Genomic DNA, 18,811 nt, shown 5'->3' with positions numbered 1-18,811 from the left:
CATGAAGAGAATAGCCATTTTAGGAGCGGGAGAAAGTGGGATTGGCGCAGCCTTGCTGGCCAAGGAGAACGGCTATGAGGTTTTTGTCTCGGATGGAGGCACTATAACAGATAATAGAAAACTCCTCCTAGAGGAAGCGGGGGTCGATTATGAGGAAGGTAGCCATGATGTGGAAAAACTGTTGGGGTATCCCGAGCTGATCAAAAGCCCCGGAATTCCCTATTCTCATTCTGTGGTGGCTGCAGCAGTGGAGCAGGGAATTCCCGTCATTGACGAATTGGAGTTTGCTTTTGGTTTTTCCCGTGGTAAGGTAATCGCCATTACAGGGACGAATGGAAAGACCACAACCGCCATGCTGACCTATCACTTGATGAAGCGAGGAGGCTTGGATGTAGGTTTAGGCGGTAATGTAGGACAAAGCTGGGCCAGCCAACTGGTACAAGGTGATCATGACTGGTGGGTGCTGGAAGTGAGCAGCTTTCAGATTGATGGGTTTAGAAGCTTGCGACCAAAAATCGCCGTGCTGACCAATATCACACCGGATCATTTGGATCGGTATGACTATGAAATGGAAAATTACATCCAATCCAAATTAGGCTTGCTGAAGCAAATGGGAGAGGAGGACGATTTTATTTATTACCGAGAGGACCAGCATATCTGGCGAGGAATGAGCAGCATGAATATCCGTCCCAATGTCCATGAAGTATCCTTGGAGACGATCGAAAAAGGTGGCGGCTTGTATAACGGCGCTGAGGTAAAGCTCAATTTCAGAAATCAGATGATTTCGATTCCAGAAAACGAAATGGCCCTGAAGGGAAACCATAATATGCTGAATGTCATGTGTGCTTCTACCGCTGCATTGTTGGCGGGGGTGCCGGAAGAGACATTAAAGATCGGCTTGGCGGATTTTAAAAATGCCCCTCACCGTATGGAAAAGGTGGAGGAGCTAGAAGGGGTGACCTTTATCAATGACAGCAAAGGCACCAATGTGGATGCGACGGTATATGCGCTGTCCACCTACAAGGAGCCGCTGATCTGGATAGCAGGAGGGGTAGATAAGGGCAATGATTATGAAACATTGATGCCAGTGGTGAAAGATCATGTCAAGGTTTTGATCTGCTTGGGCAAAGAGAATAATAAGCTGAAGGCGGCTTTTGAAGGAGTGGTTCCGGTGATATTGGAAACACAGGATATCAGCTCAGCGGTAGAGTGGGGTCTGGAAAGAGGGACGAGCGGAGACGTGGTGCTTTTGTCACCTGCCTGTGCGAGTTTTGATTTGTTCAAAAATTATGAAGACCGCGGTGATCAGTTTAAGGAAGCAGTAAAAAAATTGAAGTTAAAAGCAATATGACAGCAGTCAAAGCATGGATCGATAAGAACCTTAAGGGCGATCCCATTATATGGGGGATTGTACTGGTGCTGTCTATCATCAGTATCCTGGTGGTCTATTCGGCAACAGGATCATTGGCTTACCGCAGGATGGGAGGAAATACCGAGGCGTATTTGATCAAGCACTCTTCCCTGATCTTGTTGAGTTTGGTGGTCATGTGGGGAGCACACCGTTTGCCCTATAAGTATTATTCCAAATTGAGTCTTATGGCCCTTTGGGTGTCGGTGCCTTTGTTGGCGTTTACCTATTTATTTGGGTCCAATGTAAATGATGCCAACAGGTGGTTGACGATTCCGATCATTAACCAGGCGTTCCAGCCGTCCGATCTGGCCAAGCTGGCTTTGATCGCTGCGGTAGCAGGTATGCTCGGCAAGCGGCAGAAAAACATTCAGGATTTCAAGAGGACCTTTATTCCTGTAATGATTTGGATAGGAATGATCTGTTTGTTAATTGGTCTGGCCAATATGTCCACTGCGGTGATGTTGCTGTGCACTTGTTTGCTGTTAATGTTTATTGGCAGGGTACCTGTGAAGTTTTTGATTGCGGTCTGTCTCATCGGGTTTCTCGCCCTTACTTCAGCCATTTTCCTTGGACAAAGGGGGGGGACGTTCTTCTCAAGGATTGAGAATTTTATGTCCGATGAGGAAATTCCCTATCAAGCACAGCAATCGTACATGGCCATAGCTACAGGTGGGGTAGCAGGTAAAGGGCCGGGCAATAGTGAGCAGCGAAATTCCCTGCCGCATCCGTACTCTGATTTTATCTATGCCATCATCATCGAAGAATATGGCATGGTGGGTGGAGGCGTGGTGCTGTTCCTGTACTTGGCATTGCTCTATCGCGGTATGCGTGTGGTGGCGATTTCCAACCGGCCATTTGGAGGCCTGCTTTCGGCGGGGCTCAGTTTTGCCTTGGTGATCCAAGCGATGGTGAATATGGCCGTGGCTGTGGGCTTGGGGCCGATTACCGGTCAGCCGCTTCCACTGCTCAGTATGGGGGGAACCTCATTGCTGTTTACGGGAGTTTCACTTGGGATCATCCTTAGTGTAAGCCGTGGAGACCATGAAGATGGTTTTGCAGGTGAAATGAATATAGGAAATAAAAATGCCATGCAGATGGCGCAATAAATAAAAGATTGACCAAAGAAAAGGAAACATATCGCATCATGATCAGTGGAGGAGGTACTGGAGGGCACATATACCCTGCCATTGCCATTGCCAATGCTTGGGCAGAAAGGTATCCTGAGAGCGAGATCCTCTTCGTGGGTGCAGAGGGGAAGATGGAGATGCAGAAAGTACCAGAGGCTGGTTATGCCATTGAGGGACTGCCAGTAGCTGGGCTACAGAGAAGGTTTACATGGCAAAACCTGAGTTTCCCTTTTAAGCTCTGGGACAGTGTTAACAAGGCCAAGAAGCTGATCAAGCGCTTTAAGCCTCATGCGGTAGTGGGAGTAGGTGGTTTTGCAAGTGGGCCGTTGCTGTATGTGGCGCAGAAGAGAGGGGTTCCTACGTTGATTCAGGAACAAAACTCTTTTGCGGGATTGACCAATAAATTGTTGGCAAAGAAGGCTGATGCATTTTGTGTTGCCTATGAGGGGATGGATAAGTTTTTCCCCGTGGATAAAATCCACTTTACGGGAAACCCTGTAAGGAAGGACATTCTTCACCTTGATGATAAGAAGGAGCAAGCAATAGACCATTTTGGGTTGGATGCTGATCGGCAAGTGATCTTGGTGTTGGGGGGAAGCCTTGGTGCCAGGACCATCAATAATGCCGTGGTGGCTTCCATGAAGCACTTTGAGAAGCAAGGGTACCAAGTTCTTTGGCAGACGGGGAGATTTTATTTTGAAGAGATGACCGTCAAGCTAGAGGAGGCGGGGCTGGCGTATGTTCAGGCACGGGAGTTTATCCGTGAAATGGACCTGGCCTATGCAGCAGCAGATGTGGTGATTTCCCGTGCTGGAGCCTTGTCCGTGTCGGAGCTTAGCTTGGTGGCGAAGCCAGTGATCTTTATCCCCTCACCGAATGTAGCGGAAGATCATCAGACCAAAAATGCCCTGGCCTGTGTAAATAATGATGCCGCAGTGCTGTTAAAGGATGAAGATGCGGTGGAGCACTTGGTGGACAGCATAGATCAATTAATGGCCGATACAGAACTAAGAGACCGTCTGGGTAAGAATATTAAGAAAATGGGTAAGCCTGATGCTGCCCTTGAAATTGTAAAGAAACTGGAAGCTTTGATCAAATGAATTGGGATAAGTTACATAGCGTTTATTTTCTGGGAATCGGCGGGATTGGCATGAGTGCCATTGCCCGGTGGTTTAACCATATCGGTATCCCCGTGAGTGGGTATGACCGGACACCGTCCCCTTTGACCAGAAAGCTGGAAGAAGAAGGGATGCGAATTACGTATGAGGATAATTTGGAGACGATTCCTGATGCTATCAAATCGGATGCTGCGCATGTGTTGATCGTCTGGACTCCGGCCATTCCAAAAGATAGTGTGCAGCTCAACTTCTTTGTTGAAGGGGGCTTTGACCTGAAGAAACGTTCGGAAGTACTTGGCATGATCACCTCTACGATGTACACCGTCGGCGTGGCTGGAACACATGGTAAAACGACCACCTCTAGTATGGTGGCGCACATGTTAAAGTCCGCAGGCAAAAATATCGCCGCTTTCTTGGGCGGGCTCACGCAGAATTATGAAAGTAACCTCATTCTACATGATGAGGAAAATGAGGAGCAGCCGATAGTCGTGGTCGAGGCGGATGAATTTGACCGGTCTTTTTTGAGGTTGCACCCCAATGTGGCCGTGGTGACCAGTGTGGATGCAGATCATTTGGATATTTATGGTGATGCTCAGGAGCTTACAAGAAACTTTGAAAAATACATCAATTTACTGCCAGATGATGGGCTATTATTTATTCAAAAAAATGCCCTGGAAAAGTTAGATAGGAATGATTTTGGCAGTTTGACTTTGCGTCAATATGGATTGGGAGAGGGAGCTGTAAGGGCTGAAAATATCAAGGCTGGAGTAGCTTCTTTTGACTTTGATTATATCAGTGAAGAGAAGGTGATCAAAGGCTTGGTTTTAAAGGTTCCTGGCTTTCATAATGTGGAAAATGCCTTGGCGTCAATTTCCATTGCGCTGCATTTTGGAGTGAGTGAAGAAGCGATCCGAAAAGGGTTGGTGACATTTAAAGGAGTCAAACGTCGTTTTGAAATAAAAAGACAGGACGCAAAGGGGGTTTTCATCGATGATTATGCCCATCACCCTGAGGAGATCAAGGCGTTTTTGGGCTCTGTCAAGGCGATGTATCCTGATAAAAAGCTCACGGCAGTTTTCCAGCCCCATTTGTACACAAGAACCCGTGATTTTGCAGATGGCTTTAGCGAGGCATTGAGCTTGGCTGATGAGGTGGTCTTGCTGGATATCTATCCTGCGAGGGAGAAGCCCATAGCAGGTGTAAGTGCCCAAATGCTTATGGAAAAGATCAGTGCAAAGGAAAAATCCCTGCATTCGAAAGAAGGTTTGCTGGAGTTTTTGGACAAGCAACGTCCCGAAGTGTTGGTGACACTTGGGGCGGGAGATATTGACAGATTAGTGGAGCCAATCAATAACCTGATGGAGCAATGGGACTGAAGCAAGTGAAAATAAAGCAATCGGCCGTGTTTACCGCACTTTTGTTAGTGCTGGTCGGGTTTATTGGCTTTGTGGAGAAGAAGGGAGCAGAGCGGAGTTACCATGGGCTTTCTGTAAAAGTCCACGGGATCAGTGATGTGTATTTTGTGGAAGAGGATGAAATCACTTCTATGCTCCTTAAAACATTTCCCCACCTTACGGAGGGGGCGAAGCTGGAGGATATCCAGTTGAGCAAGCTTGAAGAAAGAGTCGAAAGGCATCCCTTTGTCAAAAATGCGGAGGTTTATAATAACCTGAAAGGTGAGGTGCTGGTAACGATAGACCAGTACCGGCCGATGGCGCGTATTACCCGGCCACTGGCAGCGGATGGGTACATATCGGCGGAGGGTTTGATTTTGCCGACCTCTTCACACTATACCTCTCGGGTTTTGATACTAGAGGGAGATGGGGTGGATGACCTGTTGGCCGCAAAAGATTTGAGCAAGGAGCATCAGGCGTTATTGGACCTGATCTACTTTATAGATAGGAGTGAATTTTGGAGTGCACAGATCGCCTCCATTGAAGTAGCTAGAAATGGGGATATCAGCCTGTACCAGCAAGTGGGAAGACAACGTATTGAGTTTGGAAAGCCTGTGGACATTGCTGATAAGTTTGAACGGATAAACATGTTTTATGAAGAGATTATTCCCAAGAAAGGCTGGGATGCCTATTCGCGGGTAAATGTGGAATTTAAGGATCAAATCATTTGTGAATAATTGATATAGCTATGGAAACTGAAAAATTAATCGTAGGACTGGACATTGGCACCACGAAGATTTGTGCGATCATCGGGCGCAAGAATGAATTTGGAAAGCTGGAAGTGCTCGGTATGGGCAAGGCCGTGTCGGATGGAGTGATCCGGGGCATTGTTACCAATATCGACAAGACTGTAAACGCTATTCAGAAGGCAGTAGGAGAAGCTTCTGATATGGCCGAAGTAGATATTAGAGAGGTGATTGTGGGGATAGCAGGTCAGCATATCCGTAGTTCTGTGCATCATGGAGTCATCATCCGAAACACCAAGGATGACGAAATCACGATCGAAGATGTGCGGCGTCTTTCCAATGACATGGAGAACATCGTCGTTCCTCCAGGAAATACGATTATTCACGTGATGCCGCAGGATTATACAGTGGATTATGAAGATGGGATCAAAGATCCAGTGGGCATGTCCGGCGCCCGTTTGGAGGCAGATTTCCATATCATCACTGCCCAGACCACAGCTATCAACAATATCAGCAGATGCGTAAAAAGAGCAGATCTTACTTCCAAGGACCTGATTCTTGAGCCATTGGCAAGTTCACTGTCCGTTCTTAGTGATTTGGATAAAGAAGCGGGCTGTTGCCTAGTGGATATTGGTGGTGGTACCACAGATATAGCTATTTTCTACGATAACATTATTCGCCATACAGCAGTGATTCCATTTGGAGGAAACATCATCACCTCAGATATCAAAGAAGGATGTATGGTGATGCAAAACCAAGCGGAACTGCTGAAGACGAAGTTTGGCCGTGCCATAGCTGAAGAAGCCAATCCAAATGAAATAGTTTCCATTCCAGGGTTGCGAAACCGTCCACCAAAGGAGATTTCGGTAAAAAACTTGGCCCATATCATCGAGGCAAGGATGGAAGAAATCATCGAAATGGTCCAATCGGAGATTGTCGCCAGTGGCTTGTACAAAAAAATGGCCGGAGGAATCGTTCTTACCGGTGGTGGGTCCCAGCTGCAAGGTGTGGGGCAGTTGTTTGAGTATATGACTGGACTCGATACACGAATTGGCTATCCCAATGAACATCTTGGCAAATCCAAGATCGAAGAGGTGAAGAGCCCGATGTATGCGACTACCGTAGGACTGGTGCTGGCGGGTTTCAAAGCATTGGATGATCGTGAGGATATATACCGGCAGCGTCAAACTACCACAGGTAAGCAAGAGAGGCGCGCAGAATTGCCGGGAAAAGACATCTTTGGCAGCATTCGCAGGAGGCTAAAGGATTTTATAACAGACGATTTAGGAGATGAGGAAAACTACTGATTTGGATGAATACACCAGCAGTAGTCACCTAAAAAAAACAGAAATACAGTTCACCAAAAATTGAGGAAATAATGTCAGATATTATGAGAGATTACAAATTTGATATTCCTAAAAACCACAAATCTATCATCAAGGTGATAGGTGTGGGAGGAGGTGGTTCCAATGCAGTGAACCACATGTTTGGACAGGGAATAAAGGATGTGGAGTTTGTGGTAGTCAATACCGATGCCCAAGCGCTGAAGAGCAGCCCCGTTCCGCTAAAGTTGCAGATCGGTGCCACCTTGACCGAGGGGCTCGGTGCAGGTGCCAATCCCGAAAAAGGTAAAAATGCTGCCCTTGAGAGCAAGGAAGAAATAAGAGAGCTCTTGGCGGACAACACCAAAATGGTTTTTATTACTGCCGGAATGGGCGGTGGTACAGGTACTGGCGCAGCTCCGGTGCTAGCAAAAATCGCCAAGGATATGGATATCCTGACAGTGGGCATTGTCACAGCGCCGTTTATCTTTGAAGGCCGCAAAAAGACAGGTGCCGCACAGAAGGGAATCGAGGAATTACGTGCCAACTGCGATACCGTTTTGGTCATTCTGAATGACAAACTGCGTGAGGTTTATGGTAATTTGCCTATCCGTTCTGCTTTTGGTAAAGCAGACAACGTCTTGACCACAGCAGCTAAATCCATTGCTGAGATCATAACCGTTCACCAAGATGTAAACGTCGATTTTGAGGATGTGAAGACGGTGATGAAAGATGCTGGTGCTGCGGTGATGGGTTCTGCAACAGAAGAAATGGAAGGCCGTGCCATCAAGGCAGCCGAAAAAGCCATCGCTTCACCATTGCTCAACAACGTGGATATCAAAGGAGCCCAGAAGATCTTACTGTCCATTATGTCCGGTGAGGAAGAGGAGCTTTCTATGGATGAATTGAGTGAAATCACTGAATACATCCAAGATCGTGCAGGAGATGATGCAGAGGTGATTTTTGGTCAAGGTATCGACCCTGATTTGAAAAAGTCTATCCGTGTGACAGTGATTGCCACAGGTTTTCAGGCAGGAGAGATTGCCAAAGGTACCTATGGGGAAGAAGCTAAGCCCCAACAGGAAGAAAATACTAAAAAGGTGATCGACCTGGATTCTGGAAAGACTACGAAAGTAGAAGAGGAAAATGACGCTTCTGCAGGTCAGACTTTTACCTTTACCATTCAGCAACCTTCTCCGGCCAACAGCCACCAGAAGGAAGAACAGCAGTCTGCCCAACCTGTCAATCGGGATGCTCAAGTGGATACGGAAAATGAACATGCCCATGAGGATGGTGAGTTTGAATTTGTCCCTGCCAATCCACAAAAGAAAGTAACACCGCTGTACGATGATGAACCAGAGCAGCCTAAGGCCCAGTCTCAGGAGACCAATAGCCCTTCTGCCACTGGATATGCAAATGATTATTATGAGCAAATCAAGCAAAAAGCCATGCAAAGAGCACATGAGCGTTTTGAAAGACTAAAAAACCTAAGGGCTGTCAATCAGACTCCTGAGGAATTTAAGGAAAAGCTTGATACGCCAGCTTATTTAAGGAAAAATGTAAAACTCCAGGATGTGCAACATAGCTCAGAATCCAACCTCTCTAAGTTCAACTTAAATGATGATAATGAGATTCTGGGCAATAACCGGTTTTTACATGATAATGTTGATTAACTAAAAGTTGATCAGCATTGCTGCCTGGGTTTTTAAAAGGTCTATGTAAAACTTGTTGGTGAGCAAGTTATTAGACATGTTTTCCTCAATTTTTGCAAGTTTTGGCTTATTGGCCAAGACATGCATGCCCAGGTAGTGGAATATGTCGGTAAGGTGGCTCAATGCGAGGCCACCACCGCCTATTCCAGAAGAAATGCCTACCATTGCACATTTTTTTCCTCCGAAGGTGTTGGGATATGTCATCCCGTCTATGAAAGACTTCAGGATTCCAGGAAACGACCCGTTGTACTCGGGGACAATAAACACAAACTTGCTACCTTCTTTTACCTCTTCATGAAGAGCATTATAGGCGTGGTTTTGTCCATTGTTTTCATAGAGCGCCGAAAAAACAAAATCATCAGGAAGTTCCCGCAGGTCAATAATTCCCGACGCTATTCCCTCTTCTTTGAGGATTTGTTGGTATTGCAAAGCTATTGTTTTCGATACCGCATTTTTTCTATTGGTACCAATGATTATTTTTATCATGAGTAGATGTACTTATTACTTTTTTACGGAATAATAATTCCTAATGAATAAACCGGGTTAAAGCCCACAAGATGAGCACCTGTTTGAGGGTACAACAAATAAAATAAAAGGAAAGATTTCCATTAACCAAACAAAGATGAAAAAAGCCGAAGCCAACCTGTCGTATTCAGCCAAAATAGAAGCTGCCGTTAGCCATATCCTCCAAGAATATAGTACACGCCTCTCGGTAGGGGTGATTCTAGGAACCGGATTAGGGCAATTGATTGACAATATTACCATAAACCACACTATAGCTTATAAAGACATCCCTCATTTTCCTGTTTCGACGGTGGAGACCCATTCTGGGGAATTGGTATTTGGCGAGCTCAATGGAGTGCCTGTAGTGGCGATGAAAGGTAGGTTTCATTATTATGAGGGGTATTCTATGAAAGAAGTCACCTTTCCAGTGAGAGTAATGCAACGCCTTGGTATCAAGAAGCTCATTGTATCCAATGCTGCTGGTGGCTTGGATCCGGAATTTGAAGTAGGCGATGTGATGATGATCAATGATCATATAGACCTATTTCCTGAAAACCCTCTACGTGGCAAAAATCTCGACGACTTTGGTGTCCGGTTTCCTGATATGAGTGAGCCTTATGATTCCAATATGCTGGATGCTGCTTGGGCAATAGCCCGTAAAGAAGAAATTAATGCCCATCAAGGGGTGTATGCAGGAGTGCAAGGGCCCAACTTGGAGACGAAGGCAGAGTACCGATACCTTCGGACGATCGGGGCAGATGCTGTAGGGATGAGCACTGTTCCAGAGGTGATTGTGGCCAGACAGATGGAATTGCCGGTTTTTGCCATGTCTGCGATTACCGACCTATGTGCTCCGGGAAAAGTAAAAAAGATCTCGATTCAGGAAGTCATCGCAGCCGCTGCGATAGCTGAACCAAAGATGACCCGGATCATAGCTGGGCTGATCAGCGATGGGGAATAAAGGGCAAAGGAGCGTTGAACAACCAATTCTTTAGCGGAATGATGGCCGAAATACCCCTGCTTGATATTTTAAAAGCAATTGCTTTTTTGTAAGTTAAAGGTATGGCAAATTACAGACTAAAAATATTGGAAATAAGCCCGGTGACCCACGATGTCAACCGGTATAAAGTAGAGAAGCCCCGAGGCTATCAGTTTACCCCTGGTCAAGCCACCGAGGTAAGTTTGCTAAAAGCAGGGTGGGAGGCCGAAAAGCGTCCTTTTACGTTTACGAATTTACCATCTGAAGACCATTTGGAGTTTATTATAAAATCCTATCAAAGCCATGAGGGGGTCACCAAGCGGCTGGCAGAGCTGGAAGTAGGTGATGAGGTAGAAATTGGCGATCCTTGGGGGACAATTTCCTTTCAGGGTGAAGGTGTTTTTATTGCCGGAGGAGCCGGTATTACCCCGTTTATTTCCATTTTAAGGAGTTTGCGCAATAAGAACCAAGTAGGAAAAAGTGTTCTCATTTTTGCCAATAAAACCAATGATGATATTATTCTATTTGAAGAGCTAAAGGCAATTTTAGGACATAAATTTATCAATATCATTGCCAAGCAAAAAGATACTGCCTATGACAAAGGGCTTATCGATAAAGACTATTTGAAGTCAACTATTTCGGATTTTGAACACCAGCACTTCTATGTCTGTGGCCCTCCCGGATTTATGAAGGTGGTCAATGGATCACTGAAAGACCTCGGAGCTGACCCTTCTACGTTGGTATTTGAACAGTAGAGGTGAGCACGAAGATAAAAGTACGAGTTATCAAGGAGCCAGCAAGATGAGAGTAAAGAGCCAAGAACCAAGAGCCAAGAACCAAGAACAAAGAGTAAAGAGCCAAGAGTAAAGAGTAATGTGCCAATGGGCATTGCTTCATGATAAGGTCTTCGTCAGTTTTCTCTACCTGGTGGCAGGTTCTCAGGTGTATTACTTTGTTTCCATATAATCTACCGCCAAATAACTGAGGGCACGGACTCCGAGCAGTAATCCCGATTCGTCGATAAAGAAATCGGGGGTATGGTGGGCAGCGACTTCTGTGGGATCGGTACCTTTTGGCATACCGCCCAAGAAGATAAATAGCCCCGGGGCTTCCTGCTGGAAGTAACTGAAATCCTCCGCTCCAGTGATAGGATCATGATAGATGACATGCTCTTCTCCTGCCACTTCTTTTAAAGTGTTCACCATCTTCTCGGTAAGGGCAGGGTCATTAATGGTGGCCGGGTATATTTTATCTATTGTCACCTCTACATTGGCACCTGCAGCTTCTCCTGTTTTGGTAGCGATTTCACGGATGCGTTGGTGGATGAGTTCTTGTTGGGAAGTGCCATATGTTCTTATGGTTCCCAGCATTTCCACTTTTTCGGGAATAATGTTTTGGCGTACACCGCCATGGATGCTGCCTATGGTGACAATGGCTGGGTTTTCAGTAATATTTACGTTACGGCTGATGATTGTTTGGAGGGCATTGATAATTTGGGATGAAGTGACAATAGGGTCCACAGAAGACCAGGGATAGGCGCCATGGGCTTGGCGTCCGTTCACGGTAAGCTTGAGGTTGTCCACGGCGGCCATGGCAGGCCCGGACCGGTATTTGATATCACCGACTTCCGTTTGGGAGTTGATGTGCAGGCCAAAGACTGCATCTACGCCTTCCATTACCCCTTCTTCGACCATTTGTTTGGCACCCCAGGAAGTAACTCCTTCTTCAAAGACTCCTTCTTCGGCAGGTTGAAAGATGAATTTGACCGTTCCGTGCAAATCACCTTTCATGGAGGAGAGGACTTCGGCCACCCCTAAAAGAATCGCCACGTGGGTATCGTGGCCACAGGCATGCATGACACCGACTTCTTGGCCGTTGTACGTGGTGGTCTTAGTGGATTTAAAAGGGAGGTCATTTCTTTCTGTTACCGGTAATGCGTCCATGTCTGCCCTTAGCGCCACTGTAGGGCCCGGTAGTCCGCCCTTGAGCAAGCCCACCACCCCGGTTACCGCGATGTTTTCTTTTACCTCTATTCCCAGTGACTTCAAGTGGGTAGCGATGAGCTGGGCGGTTCGCGTCTCTTGATTGCCCAGTTCGGGATTTTCATGTATATCGCGTCTCCATTCGATTACTTTGGATTCGATGGATGCTGCTTGATCATCGATTTTTTGGTGAAGACCGGATTGCCCAAAGACAGTTCCGCTGAGCAGGATGAGTAAGGGTACAAGGCTTTTCTTTGACATGGTGGTATGGTTAGCTGAACAATAAAAATAAGAAAAGATCAAAGGGATAAAAATAGGTGCTTAAGAACTTTTAATAAGTTTTTAGTTTGAAATGTTTTATAACTCCAAAAAAAAGGGACAATTTGGGGTGGTTTTGCATAAATCAGCATAAATTCACTTAATCATGATTTTAGAAGGAAAAACAGCAATTGTTACAGGAGTAAGCAAGGGGATAGGACTGGAAGTAGTCCGTCAATTACTGGATAGAGGAGTGACAGTGGCCGGCTGGGGGAGGAATAAACCGTCCTTGGACCATGCCAGTTTTCACTTCTTTTCGTGTGATGTGGCCGATCAATCAGCAGTGGAGAAGGCTTATCAGGAAACTATAAAAGCCCTAGGAGACGATATCCGGATCTTGGTCAATAATGCTGGATACGGTAAAATGGGTAAAATCGAAGAAATGTCAGTGAAGGATTGGAAGGGGATGTTCGATGTTAATGTCCATGGGATTTTTTATGTCACCAGGATGGTAGTACCCAATATGAAGAAGCAGGATGAAGGACATATCCTTAATGTGGCTTCAATTGCCGGACAAAATGGGGTGGCGAATATGGCCGGTTACTGTGGTACCAAGCATGCGGTGAAGGGGATTTCCCACGCTTTATATATGGAATTGAGGGATTTCGGTGTTAAAGTGTCCACCATTTATCCAGGATCAGTACAGACCCATTTCTTTGATGATATCGAGGGCGTGGATGCTCATGAAAACATGATGCGTGCAGAAGATGTGGCCACCACCCTGGTGCAGACACTGGAGACCCACCCCAATTATTTTGTGGCAGATGTTGAATGCCGGCCATTACGACCAAAAGGGAAACAATAAAATGTCCTTGCAAGTAAAGCAGCTGAGCAAATATTACCAACAACAAAAAGCCCTTGATGGAGTGAGTTTTACTGCACAGCCTGGTCAGGTGCTGGGCTTTTTGGGACCAAATGGAGCCGGAAAATCCACCACCATGAAAATAGCAGCTGGGTATCTTTACCCGGATGAGGGCGATGTGTTGGTCGATGGGATTTCGGTTATCCGCTACCCCCAAGAGGTCAGTCGAATCGTGGGCTATCTCCCAGAGCATAATCCCCTCTATCTGGAGATGTATGTGCGGGAGTTTTTGGGATTTGTAGCTGGGCTTTACCGAATTAAAGGAACACAGGCCAAATCCAATATCCAACAGGTGATCGAGGCTTGTGGGCTTGGTCCTGAGCAGCACAAAAAAATTGGAGCGCTCTCCAAAGGTTACCGACAACGGGTTGGGCTGGCAAAGGCCTTGGTACATGACCCAGAGGTGATCATCTTGGATGAACCCACTTCTGGACTCGACCCCAACCAATTGGTAGATATTCGGCAGTTGATCCAAGAAATCAGTAAGGAAAAAACGCTGATCCTGAGTACACATGTCATGCAGGAAGTGGAGGCGCTTTGTGATAAGGTAGTTATTATTCATCAGGGCAAGGTCGTGGCCCAAGATCTCTTGTCCAACCTGAAATCAGAAGATACGAATGCGATACTATACCTGGAAACCCAGGAACAATTAGCAGAAGAATGGTTCGCTCAGATGGATGGTTGTCATAGTTTTCGGATGTTGGAAGAAGGGTATTATCAGCTTAAGGCTTCCAATGTCTCGCTGCTGAGAAAGGAAATCATGATACTTATCCAAGAGAAGTCGCTTACCTTGCTCAGTTTGCGTCAAGAAGAAAGAAACCTTGAATCCATTTTTCGTCAGTTAACCAGTGTGCAGAAATGACCAGTTTGCTACTTAAAGAATTCAATGCCTTTTTTAACCACCTTACCGGATACTTGATTCTATCGGTGTTTTTAGTCGTTTTGGGATTATTGGTATGGGTGTTTCCGGAGACGAGTGTATTGGAGTATGGATTTGCGGATTTGGAGGCCTTGTTTGTGTACACGCCTTATGTTTTTGTATTTATGGTGCCAGCCATTACGATGAGGACGGTTGCTGAGGAGCGTAAGAATGGTACTTGGGAGCTCTTGATGACCGTACCTCTACGGCCGTACCAAATTATTCTGGCCAAATACTTTTCGTCAGTAATCGTGATGGTGTTGGCAGTCCTTCCTACATTGCTTTATTATTTCAGTATTTTTCAATTGGGGTCACCAGTGGGAAATATCGACACGGCGGGTTTTATTGGGGCCTTTGTTGGTGTGCTGATGATTGGGGCTGTGTTTACGGCCATTGGGCTGTTCAGTTCTGCGCTTACCGACAATCAAATTACGGCGTTTGTCATTGGAGCATTTTTGTGTTTTGTGCTTTATTTCGGTTTTACAGCCTTGGCGGATATGTTGTCAGGAAGTGCGCTGGTGCTAATGATTGAAGAACTAAGCTTAAGCTATCACTATGAAAGTATGAGCCGAGGAGTCATAGTGAGTGGAGACTTGTATTACTTTTTGGGATGGATCATTTCCCTGTTAGTATTGACCACCTTAATGATCCGAAAAAAATGAGGGAGCAGCCGTTAAATATTCGTCAAATAAGAAAGAAGCACTGGGGGGGCACGCTTGTTTTTCTCCTGATAGTATTGGCTTTTATACTGGCATTGGATCATTTTACGCAGTTCAGAATTGACCTTACAGAAGAAAACCGCTATTCCCTACACCCCTTCACCAAGGATGTTTTAGAGACCATTGACACGCCGCTGGAGGTAGATATTCTATTGTCGGGGAAGTTGCCTGGGGGGATGCGGAGATTTCAGCGGAACATAGAATCGACCTTGGAGACTTTCAATGCCTACAGTAATGCACCTATTACGGTGAGGTATTTTAACCCGATGGAAATTAATGACAAGGGAGAAAAGGAGGAATACATTATTTATTTGGCCGAATTTGGAATAAACCCAACCAATCTATTTGCCACAGAAAATGGTGCCCAGACTTCCCGGTTGATTTTTCCTGGAGTCATCATACGCAATGCTACCCATGAAACAGGAGGGTTGTTATTGAAGGGGAACAGGGGCATGTCTCCAGATCAGATCCTTAATCTATCAGTGGAAAACTTGGAATACGAACTCATCAATATGATTCGTAAACTGACCCGTAAGAAAAAGCGGGCCGTCGCCATGATTACCAATCATGGAGAACTTCAGGAAGACCAAGGTTATGGGGTGGTGGAAGCCCTTTCTGAAGATTATGAAGTGTATAAAGTGCCTCTTCAGCAAGCAAAATCTGTGGATGATCTATTGAGTTTTGATGCGGTCATTGTGGCTGGTCCTAGGGATGGCTATGCAGACCGTGAAGTTTACCTGCTGGACCAGTACCTTATGCGTGGGGGGAAGCTGCTGCTCTGTGTAGATCCTTTGGCGGTGGATTTGGCAAAGGCCGGTGGTGACGGGACAGTGGCTGTTGGTTTTGAAACCGGGCTGGATAGGATGCTCTTCAAGTATGGCGTGCGGATCAACAAGGACTTGGTACAAGATATGAACTTTGGTTATTACCCAGTGGTCGCCGGAGAGTTTGGGGACCAGTCTCAGTTGGTGCCTCTTCCTTGGCCTTTTTATGTGGTGGCCAATACAATGAGTGAGCATGTCATTACCAAAGGCCTGGACCAGGCCATGTTTAGGATGATCAGTACCATAGATACGGTCAAAGCCTCTGGAGTACAAAAGACACCACTTATTTATAGTGGACGATATAGTCGAGTCATGTCACAGCCTGTACGGGTTGCTTTTGAGGACATGTCCCAGGAACCTGACGTGTCTCTTTTTGACCAGCGACATTTACCCTTGGTGTATTTGCTGGAAGGTGATTTTTCCTCTGTTTTTCAAAACCGGTTCCTTCCCAAGTCATTCGAAAATGACCCGGATTTTGCCGAGACATCGGATGGTGGGGCGATCATCGTGACTGGGGATGGAGATTGGTTGCAGAGCGTTAACGATAGGAGTACAGGTGATCCGGTGCCTCTTGGGGTGGTGCCTTATGCTGAAACTAGTTTTGCCAATAGGGAATTGCTTCAAAATATGCTCAAGTACCTGGTCGATCCCAATGGAATCATGGCTACTAGGAGCAAAGAGCTCAAGATAAGACCTCTGGACAAAAAGAAGGTCCAAGAAGACAAAGCAAAATGGCAGGTGCTTAATGTGGCCTTACCTGTTGTGTTGGTGTTGCTGATTGGCTTGGTCAAAATTTATTTTCGAAGACGTAAGTACGGAAATAAGGTGGAATAGTGGTGGTGATCAATAAATGAAATTATCCATGTGCATGCAGTGTTGTGAAGAGGATCTATTTCATGGGTTTTAAATATTTTTTAGGCAGAAATTGGCAGCAGGTACCTCCTTTTCTAATTTTATTTATAAATTTACCCTGTTGAAAACTAATTGAAATAAAAGCATTGGTTTGGAGTGTCAGGTTATGTTGGTTTTTTTTGAAATCGTCCACATAATCGCTGGCTTTGACCGTGAATAACTAAATCATATTCTCATGAAATTTATTGTTTCTTCTTCAGCTCTTTTGAAGCAACTTTCAGGAATCAATGGAGTGGTAACCACCAATCCGGTAGTGCCGATACTTGAAAATTTCCTTTTTGAAATCAAAGAAGGAAAATTGACCATTACGGCATCAGACCTACAGACTTCCATGATGACAGAAATAGATGTGGAGGCTAAGGAAGATGGAAATATAGCCGTGCCGGCAAGAATTCTGATAGAAACATTGAAGAATTTGCCAGAGCAGCCAGTGACTTTTAGCATTGACCATGATACCTATAGCGTGGAGATCAGTTCCGATAATGGACGGTATAAGTTGGCCGGTGAAAACGCTACTGATTTTCCGAATATCCCTTCTGTGAGCAATGCCACTGCAGTGGATATGTCCACCGATGTACTGAGCAGCGCCATCAATAATACCATTTTTGCGACAAGCAATGATGAATTGAGACCGGCCATGACAGGGGTTTATGTGAATCTGAGCAATACCAATACGACTTTCGTGGCCACAGATGGTCACCGTCTGATCCGTTACAGGAGAGTGGATATTGCTGCTGAAGAAGCTGCAAACATCATTGTGCCACGTAAAGCGCTCAACTTGCTGAAGTCTACCCTTCCCTCCGAAAATGTACCTGTAACTGTTGAGTTCAATAACTCCAATGCTTATTTTAAGTTTGGGAATATCCAGATGATTTGCCGTCTAGTAGATGAGCGCTACCCGGATTATGAAAACGTGATCCCAGTGGACAATGAGAATAACATGACCATTGATCGGGTGGAATTCTTGAGCTCGTTGAGAAGGATTGCTATTTATGCCAATAAGACAACGCATCAGGTGAGGTTGAAATTAACTGGAAGTGAACTTCAAATTTCAGCTGAAGACTTGGACTTCTCCAATGAAGCAAATGAGCGCTTGTCTTGTGAGCACGATGGTGAAGATATTGAAATCGGTTTTAATGCGAAGTTTTTGGTAGAAATGCTGAACAACATTAGCTCAAAACAAGTGACACTTAAATTTAGCGCTCCAAACCGAGCAGGTCTTATTGTGCCAAGTGAAAAAGGAGAAAATGAAGATATCCTAATGTTGGTAATGCCAGTAATGTTGAATAATTACGTGTAAGACCTTTTATATAAAGAAAATGCAAAGCCACGATCTGTAAAATGGTCGTGGTTTTTTTTATGCGTATTCGGTAGTGTTCTGAGGTCAAGCGGAAAAGTTGGAGGATGGTTTGGACAGAACGCTGTTTTTTCTTAAACCCGGAATATGCATTTGCCGATCCCACGGTGCACAGGTATTGACCTGAGCTCGACTTATTTTTAGTATAAAAAACGTCATAGCGGACCTGTCTGCCCAGGCAGGCCCTTTTTAGGAGGATGTGGGTTGGAAAAGGGTGTGACAACTCGCCGCGGCGAGCTGCCACGGCTTCCATCCGCTCAGGCCTCCCTCTAAGCCCTGTTTGGCTCCAGACAAGCACGCAGTGCATGTTCCGACCACTGTACAGAAACGGTTTCATAATCGAACTGAGGTTTATAGTATCGAACCGAGATAAGGGGGATTTGTAATCCCCCCCCTAGGCCATTTGTGAAGAGCACAAGCATCAATAAGGACATAGATTTTCAGCAACTTACATGTGTTAGCCTGACGGCTATCGGCCGCTAGACAGGCTCACCATTCGCGCGGCGGATGCTTCAATCTCCACACATCCTGAATATAAGGAAGGGTGGGGGAGGTGAAGTGTATCTTGGCTATTTTAATAAAAAACTCTTTATTTGGTAACAATA

At 45.6% G+C, this 18,811-nt stretch carries 16 protein-coding genes; 14 read left to right on the top strand and 2 right to left on the bottom strand.

The genetic code is table 11. The annotated features are described in order from the left end of the window. The first annotated feature begins 1 nt into the window (after nucleotide 1). The 7 genes from murD to ftsZ all read left to right on the top strand — a co-directional run bounded on the left by murD (nucleotide 2) and on the right by ftsZ (nucleotide 8,791). Nucleotides 2-1,351 carry a UDP-N-acetylmuramoyl-L-alanine--D-glutamate ligase gene (gene murD / locus DN752_RS08080; RefSeq protein ID WP_112783473.1) on the top strand — a complete coding sequence of 450 codons (1,350 nt, stop codon included), beginning with the start codon at nucleotides 2-4 and terminating at the stop codon, nucleotides 1,349-1,351. Then, on the top strand, nucleotides 1,348-2,517 hold the full coding sequence (locus DN752_RS08075; RefSeq protein ID WP_112783472.1) for an FtsW/RodA/SpoVE family cell cycle protein: 1,170 nt from the start codon (nucleotides 1,348-1,350) through the stop codon (nucleotides 2,515-2,517). The genes murD and DN752_RS08075 overlap by 4 nt, the downstream gene beginning before the upstream one ends. A gap of 8 nt (nucleotides 2,518-2,525) precedes the next feature. Further along, a complete protein-coding gene (murG, locus tag DN752_RS08070; RefSeq protein ID WP_112783471.1) occupies nucleotides 2,526-3,638 on the top strand; it encodes an undecaprenyldiphospho-muramoylpentapeptide beta-N-acetylglucosaminyltransferase in 1,113 nt (370 codons plus the stop codon). Continuing rightward, nucleotides 3,635-5,032, top strand: a complete 1,398-nt coding sequence (gene murC, locus DN752_RS08065; RefSeq protein WP_112783470.1) for a UDP-N-acetylmuramate--L-alanine ligase — start codon at nucleotides 3,635-3,637, stop codon at nucleotides 5,030-5,032. The genes murG and murC overlap by 4 nt, the downstream gene beginning before the upstream one ends. Continuing rightward, the gene (locus DN752_RS08060) at nucleotides 5,023-5,787 is read left to right on the top strand and encodes a cell division protein FtsQ/DivIB (protein WP_112783469.1); all 765 of its coding nucleotides are present in this window, start codon (nucleotides 5,023-5,025) and stop codon (nucleotides 5,785-5,787) included. Before murC ends, DN752_RS08060 begins: the two co-directional genes overlap by 10 nt. 11 nt (nucleotides 5,788-5,798) lie before the next feature. Further along, the gene (gene ftsA / locus DN752_RS08055) at nucleotides 5,799-7,103 is read left to right on the top strand and encodes a cell division protein FtsA (protein WP_112783468.1); all 1,305 of its coding nucleotides are present in this window, start codon (nucleotides 5,799-5,801) and stop codon (nucleotides 7,101-7,103) included. Between the two features lie 83 nt (nucleotides 7,104-7,186). Continuing rightward, nucleotides 7,187-8,791: a cell division protein FtsZ gene (gene ftsZ, locus DN752_RS08050; protein WP_112783467.1), complete on the top strand. Its 1,605-nt coding sequence runs from the start codon at nucleotides 7,187-7,189 to the stop codon at nucleotides 8,789-8,791. On the opposite strand, the gene DN752_RS08045 is transcribed toward ftsZ, so the two are convergent. Next, complete coding sequence (locus DN752_RS08045; protein ID WP_112783466.1) at nucleotides 8,792-9,316, bottom strand: NADPH-dependent FMN reductase; 525 nt, start codon at nucleotides 9,314-9,316, stop codon at nucleotides 8,792-8,794. Nucleotides 9,317-9,452: 136 nt separating this feature from the next. Here DN752_RS08045 and DN752_RS08040 point away from each other — a divergent pair, with 136 nt between their 5' ends. Beyond that, nucleotides 9,453-10,295, top strand: coding sequence for a purine-nucleoside phosphorylase (locus DN752_RS08040; protein ID WP_112783465.1), 843 nt, complete (start codon nucleotides 9,453-9,455; stop codon nucleotides 10,293-10,295). Between the two features lie 101 nt (nucleotides 10,296-10,396). Beyond that, the gene (locus DN752_RS08035; RefSeq protein WP_112783464.1) at nucleotides 10,397-11,068 is read left to right on the top strand and encodes an FAD-binding oxidoreductase; all 672 of its coding nucleotides are present in this window, start codon (nucleotides 10,397-10,399) and stop codon (nucleotides 11,066-11,068) included. A 192-nt stretch (nucleotides 11,069-11,260) separates the two neighbouring features. Here DN752_RS08035 and DN752_RS08030 read toward each other — a convergent pair whose 3' ends face one another. Further along, nucleotides 11,261-12,556, bottom strand: a complete 1,296-nt coding sequence (locus tag DN752_RS08030; protein ID WP_112783463.1) for an amidohydrolase — start codon at nucleotides 12,554-12,556, stop codon at nucleotides 11,261-11,263. A gap of 163 nt (nucleotides 12,557-12,719) precedes the next feature. On the opposite strand from DN752_RS08030, the gene DN752_RS08025 reads away from it, so the two are divergent. From DN752_RS08025 to dnaN, 5 genes are all read left to right on the top strand, one after another. Continuing rightward, nucleotides 12,720-13,418: an SDR family oxidoreductase gene (locus tag DN752_RS08025; protein WP_112783462.1), complete on the top strand. Its 699-nt coding sequence runs from the start codon at nucleotides 12,720-12,722 to the stop codon at nucleotides 13,416-13,418. Between the two features lies 1 nt (nucleotide 13,419). Next, nucleotides 13,420-14,337: a gliding motility-associated ABC transporter ATP-binding subunit GldA gene (gldA, locus tag DN752_RS08020; RefSeq protein WP_112786463.1), complete on the top strand. Its 918-nt coding sequence runs from the start codon at nucleotides 13,420-13,422 to the stop codon at nucleotides 14,335-14,337. Further along, nucleotides 14,334-15,056 (top strand): gliding motility-associated ABC transporter permease subunit GldF, encoded by a 723-nt coding sequence (gene gldF, locus DN752_RS08015; RefSeq protein WP_112783461.1) that lies wholly within the window; start codon nucleotides 14,334-14,336, stop codon nucleotides 15,054-15,056. The genes gldA and gldF overlap by 4 nt, the downstream gene beginning before the upstream one ends. Then, the gene (gene gldG, locus DN752_RS08010) at nucleotides 15,005-16,771 is read left to right on the top strand and encodes a gliding motility-associated ABC transporter substrate-binding protein GldG (protein ID WP_245949486.1); all 1,767 of its coding nucleotides are present in this window, start codon (nucleotides 15,005-15,007) and stop codon (nucleotides 16,769-16,771) included. Before gldF ends, gldG begins: the two co-directional genes overlap by 52 nt. A 253-nt stretch (nucleotides 16,772-17,024) precedes the next feature. Further along, nucleotides 17,025-18,149 carry a DNA polymerase III subunit beta gene (dnaN, locus tag DN752_RS08005; RefSeq protein ID WP_112783459.1) on the top strand — a complete coding sequence of 375 codons (1,125 nt, stop codon included), beginning with the start codon at nucleotides 17,025-17,027 and terminating at the stop codon, nucleotides 18,147-18,149. The last annotated feature ends 662 nt before the right edge of the window (nucleotides 18,150-18,811 follow it).

Source organism: Echinicola strongylocentroti (genome assembly GCF_003260975.1).
GTDB classification, from domain to species: Bacteria; Bacteroidota; Bacteroidia; order Cytophagales; family Cyclobacteriaceae; genus Echinicola; species Echinicola strongylocentroti.
The sequence above is the reverse complement of the archived record's forward strand: the minus strand, read 5'-3'. Positions and strand labels throughout refer to the sequence as shown.